We start from the raw sequence: 4,353 nt of genomic DNA on the forward strand, positions 1-4,353 counted from the left end.
GACGCTGCTGCTGGTCTTCGCGGTGCTGGTCTTCGTGCCGATCAAGTACGTCTACCCCTCGCGCACCGCCCGGCTCTGGACGCTGAACATGACCCTGGCCACCGTCTGGCTGGGTCTGTTCGCCTGGATCACCGCGCAGCTGCCGGACGCGGCGACCTGGCTGGTGGCCACGTCGCTGGGCTACGTCGTCTACTACACCGCGGTGAGCCTCTGGCTCACCTTCGACAGCTCACGCACCGCTGACGCCTGAGCCGGCCAGAGCGGCGACGCCGGCCAGGAGCCGGTCGACGTCGTCCGGGGACGTGTACGGCGCGATGCCCGCGCGTACGCCGCCCTCGTCGCCCAGCCCGGCCCAGCGCGACGCCTCGATCGCGTAGAAGTTGCTCGCCGGCGCGTTGACCCCGAGTGAGGCCAGGTGTTCGTGGACTTCGCGCAGGGTGTGTCCGTCCAACGAGAACAGCACGGTGGGGGTGCGGTCCTTCGGGCGCCCGTGCAGGGTGACCCCGTCGATCGCGGCGAGTCCGGTCAGGAGCCGCTCGAGCAGGACGTCCTCCTGGCGCTCGACCGCGGTCATCGACTCCACCACCTGGTCGCGACGCTCGGGAGCGTCCGAGGCGAGGCACGCGATGAAGTCGACCGCGGCGGTGACCCCGGCCAGCAGCTCGTAGGGCAGGGTGCCGATCTCGAAGCGCTCCGGGACAGCGTCGCTGGAGGGCAGCAGCTTGTCCGGGGTCAACGTCTCCAGGAACGACGGCCGCGCCGCCAGCACCCCGAGGTGCGGGCCGAAGAACTTGTAGGGCGAACAGACCAGCACGTCAGCGCCCATCGCGGCCATGTCGAGCGGGGCATGGGCGGCGAGGTGGACGGCGTCCACGAAGACCAGCGCCCCGACCTCGTGGGCGGCGGCCGCGATCGACGCCACGTCCGGCCGGGTGCCGAAGAGGTTGGAGGCAGCGGTGACGGCGACCAGCCGGGTCTGCACGGAGAGCACCGACTCGATGTCGTCGAGCTCGGCGGTCTCCGGGTCGAAGTCGAGCCAGCGCACGGTGGCGCCGGTCCGCTCGGCGACGATCAGCCAGGGCCGGATGTTGGAGTCGTGGTCGAGCCGGGTCACCACGATCTCGTCGCCCGGGCCCCAGTCGGCCGAGAGGGTCCGGGCCAGGTCGAAGGTCAGCTGGGTCATCGAGCGGCCGAAGACGATGCCGCGCGGGTCGCCCCCCACGAAGTCGGCCATCGCCGCGCGCGCCCCGAGGGTGACCGCGTCCGCGCGCCGTTCGCCCTCGGTGATCGAGCCCCGGTTGGAGAGGCCGGCGGTCATCGTGTCGGCCACGGCCTGCGCCACGACGGCCGGCGTCAGGGAGCCGCCGGGGCCGTCGAAGTGGGCGGTGCCGAGGGACAGGGCGGGGAAGGCGGAGCGGATGTCGGAGAGCACGAGCCCACCCTAGGTCGGCCCACCGCGCCCGCCCGGGACGTCCGCTGCCTCGGCTGATGGATTCGGAGCGTGGCCCGGACCGCCCGTAGACTCCCCGCCCGTGGCACTCACCATCGGCATCGTTGGTCTTCCCAACGCGGGCAAGTCGACCCTCTTCAACGCTCTGACCAAGAACGACGTCCTCGCGGCGAACTACCCGTTCGCCACGATCGAGCCGAACGTCGGCGTGGTCGGGGTCCCCGACGACCGCCTGCCGAAGCTCGCCGAGGTCTTCGGCTCCGCCAAGGTGCTGCCCGCGACGGTCGAGTTCGTCGACATCGCCGGCATCGTCAAGGGCGCCTCCGAGGGCGAGGGCCTGGGCAACAAGTTCCTCTCCCACATCCGGGAGTCGTCGGCGATCTGCCAGGTGACCCGCGTCTTCCGGGACGAGGACGTCACCCACGTCGACGGCGAGGTCAACCCCGCCAACGACATCTCCACGATCCAGACCGAGCTGATCCTGGCCGACCTGCAGACCGTCGAGAAGGCGATCCCGCGGCTGGAGAAGGAGGCGCGCGGCAACAAGGCCGTCGTCGCCAACCTCGCTGCCGCCAAGGAGGCGCTGGAGCACCTCGAGGCCGGTACGCCGATCATCTCGACCACGGTCGACCGTGCGCTGGTCCGGGAGCTGTCGCTGCTGACCGCCAAGCCCTTCATCTACGTCTTCAACTGCGACGCCGACGAGCTCGCCGACGAGGCGCTCAAGGACCGGATGCGCGAGATCGTGGCGCCGTCCGAGGCGATCTTCCTGGACGCGAAGTTCGAGGCCGAGCTGGTCGAGCTGGGCGACGAGGACGAGGCCCGCGAGATGCTTGCCGAGATGGGCGTCACCGAGCCCGGCCTCGACACCCTGGCCCGGGTCGGTTTCGACACCCTCGGCCTGCAGACCTACCTGACCGCCGGCCCCAAGGAGACCCGCGCCTGGACGATCCCGAAGGGCGCCACCGCCCCCGAGGCCGCCGGCGTGATCCACACCGACTTCCAGCGCGGCTTCATCAAGGCCGAGATCGTCTCCTTCGACGACCTGATGGCCGCCGGCACCATGCAGAAGGCCAAGGAGGCCGGCAAGGTGCGCATGGAGGGCAAGGACTACGTGATGGCCGACGGCGACGTCGTGGAGTTCCGCTTCAACGTGTGAAGTAGCCCGCGCAGCTCACTGGGCAGTTAGCCTCGAGCGATGGTCTCTCACCGTCTCGGCTCTCGGTCCCGGTCGCATCGACTCGGAAAGGTCGTGGCTCTGACGGTCGGCGCGGTCGTCACTCTCATCGTGCCGCTGCTCGTCGCCCCCGTCCACGTCGCGTCGGCCGGCGCGGGTGGGCCCGCCTATCCACTCGCGACGACCCCGGTCGCCACGAGCATCGACCTCGGCCACCTCGGCGGGAAGAGCAGCGGTGCCACCGCGGTGGACGGCTCCGTCGTCGTGGGGTCGTCGCGCACGGCGGACGACGAGTACCACGCGTTCGCCGTCGATCTGGCGGATGCCGAGCCCGAGATGATCGACCTCGGGACCGTCGACGGCGCCCAGAGCAGTGACGCCGTCGACGTGTCCGGCAGCATCGTGGTCGGGGACTCCCTGGTGGACAACGTGCCGCACGGGTTCGTCTACGACCTCGCTGACGTCGACCCGGCGATGCGCGACATCGGCTCACTGGGCGGTGGCTGGACCAGGGTCCGCGCCGTGGACGGCTCGCTCGTGGTGGGTGTCTCGCGGACAGCCGCCGGGGAGTCGCACGCCTTCGTCTACGACCTGGCCGCCGAGGTCCCGGCGATGCAGGACCTGGGCGCGCTCGGCGCGGACACGAGCGCTGCCACGCACGTGGACGGCAGCATCGTCGCCGGCTGGTACGCCGCCGAGTTCGAGGGTCCGGGGTGCAACGTCAACGACCTGTCGTTCCGGGCCTTCGCCTACGACCTGGCCGCCGAGGAGCCGCGGATGATCGAGCTGGGCACCTTGGGAGGCTGTGAGAGCAGCCCGACCGGGCTCAGCGGTTCCGTGATCGTCGGATGGTCCAGCGGGCATGCCTTCGCCTATGACCTCGCGGCCGAGGAGCCGGCGATGCAGGACCTGGGCGTCCTCCCCGGTCGGGCGTACAGCGAGGCCGCGGACGTCGACGACGACGTGGTGGTGGGTTGGTCGGAACCGACCGGTCCCACGGACCCGAGCGCGTTCGTCTACGACCTGGCGGCACCGGCGCCGGCGATGCGTGAGCTCGGCAAGACCTGGGGCGCGAAGACCCGGGCGACCGGGATCGACGGGGACATCGTGCTCCAGAGCTTCCGGGTGCGCAGGCAGGGCGACCACGCCTTCGTCCACGACCTGGCCGGGGACGGCTCGCGTCCGATCGGTCTGGGGACCTGGCGGGGCAGCGAGGCTGCCGACATCGACGGCGACCTGGTCGTTGGACGGTCGTGGCGCCGCGGGCACTACCGCGCGACCGCCTGGGACCTGCGCCAGACCCGACGACCGGTCCTCGCCTTCAAGCGCCTCACGCAGCGTGCGGTGGGCGAGAACACCGGCAAGGTCCGAATTCGGGTGACCCGGACCGGGGCCCTGGACCGTGCGGTGACCGTGCGGTTCCGGACCCGCAACGCGTCGGCGAAGGCGGGCCGGGACTACGTGGCCAACTCCGGGAAGCTCCGGTTCGGCAGGGGCGTCAAGCGCCGCTCCATCACGGTGCGGATCCTGGACGACCGCCGCGGCGAGGGGGCGGAGCACCTCCTGGTGACCCTGTCCAAGCCTCGCAAGCGTGCGGTGCTCGGCACCCCGAGCTGGACCCAGGTCTGGATCAGGCCCAGCGACCGCTGAGACGGCGGGCCGGCCCCCACCGAGGTGAGGTCGGCCCCCATCGAGGTGAACGACGATTCCGCACGGTTGGCCCGAC

General features: G+C 71.2%; 3 protein-coding genes and 1 pseudogene. 3 read left to right on the plus strand and 1 reads right to left on the minus strand.

The genetic code is table 11. From position 1 onward, the window contains the following. Nucleotides 1-250, plus strand: a pseudogene (locus tag ABZE72_RS15960) (CDP-diacylglycerol O-phosphatidyltransferase); the annotation flags it as partial. On the opposite strand, the gene ABZE72_RS15965 reads toward ABZE72_RS15960, so the two are convergent. Then, the gene (locus tag ABZE72_RS15965) at nt 230-1,432 is read right to left on the minus strand and encodes a cysteine desulfurase-like protein (protein WP_372730023.1); all 1,203 of its coding nucleotides are present in this window, start codon (nt 1,430-1,432) and stop codon (nt 230-232) included. The pseudogene ABZE72_RS15960 and the gene ABZE72_RS15965 overlap by 21 nt on opposite strands. Before the next feature lie 100 nt (nt 1,433-1,532). Here ABZE72_RS15965 and ychF point away from each other — a divergent pair, with 100 nt between their 5' ends. Continuing rightward, complete coding sequence (gene ychF, locus ABZE72_RS15970; protein ID WP_372730024.1) at nt 1,533-2,609, plus strand: redox-regulated ATPase YchF; 1,077 nt, start codon at nt 1,533-1,535, stop codon at nt 2,607-2,609. A 93-nt stretch (nt 2,610-2,702) separates the two neighbouring features. Beyond that, nucleotides 2,703-4,277, plus strand: coding sequence for a Calx-beta domain-containing protein (locus ABZE72_RS15975; RefSeq protein WP_372730025.1), 1,575 nt, complete (start codon nt 2,703-2,705; stop codon nt 4,275-4,277). Nucleotides 4,278-4,353 lie beyond the last annotated feature (76 nt).

The sequence above is a fragment of the Nocardioides sp. genome, assembly GCF_041600255.1.
Classification (GTDB): domain Bacteria; phylum Actinomycetota; class Actinomycetes; order Propionibacteriales; family Nocardioidaceae; genus Nocardioides.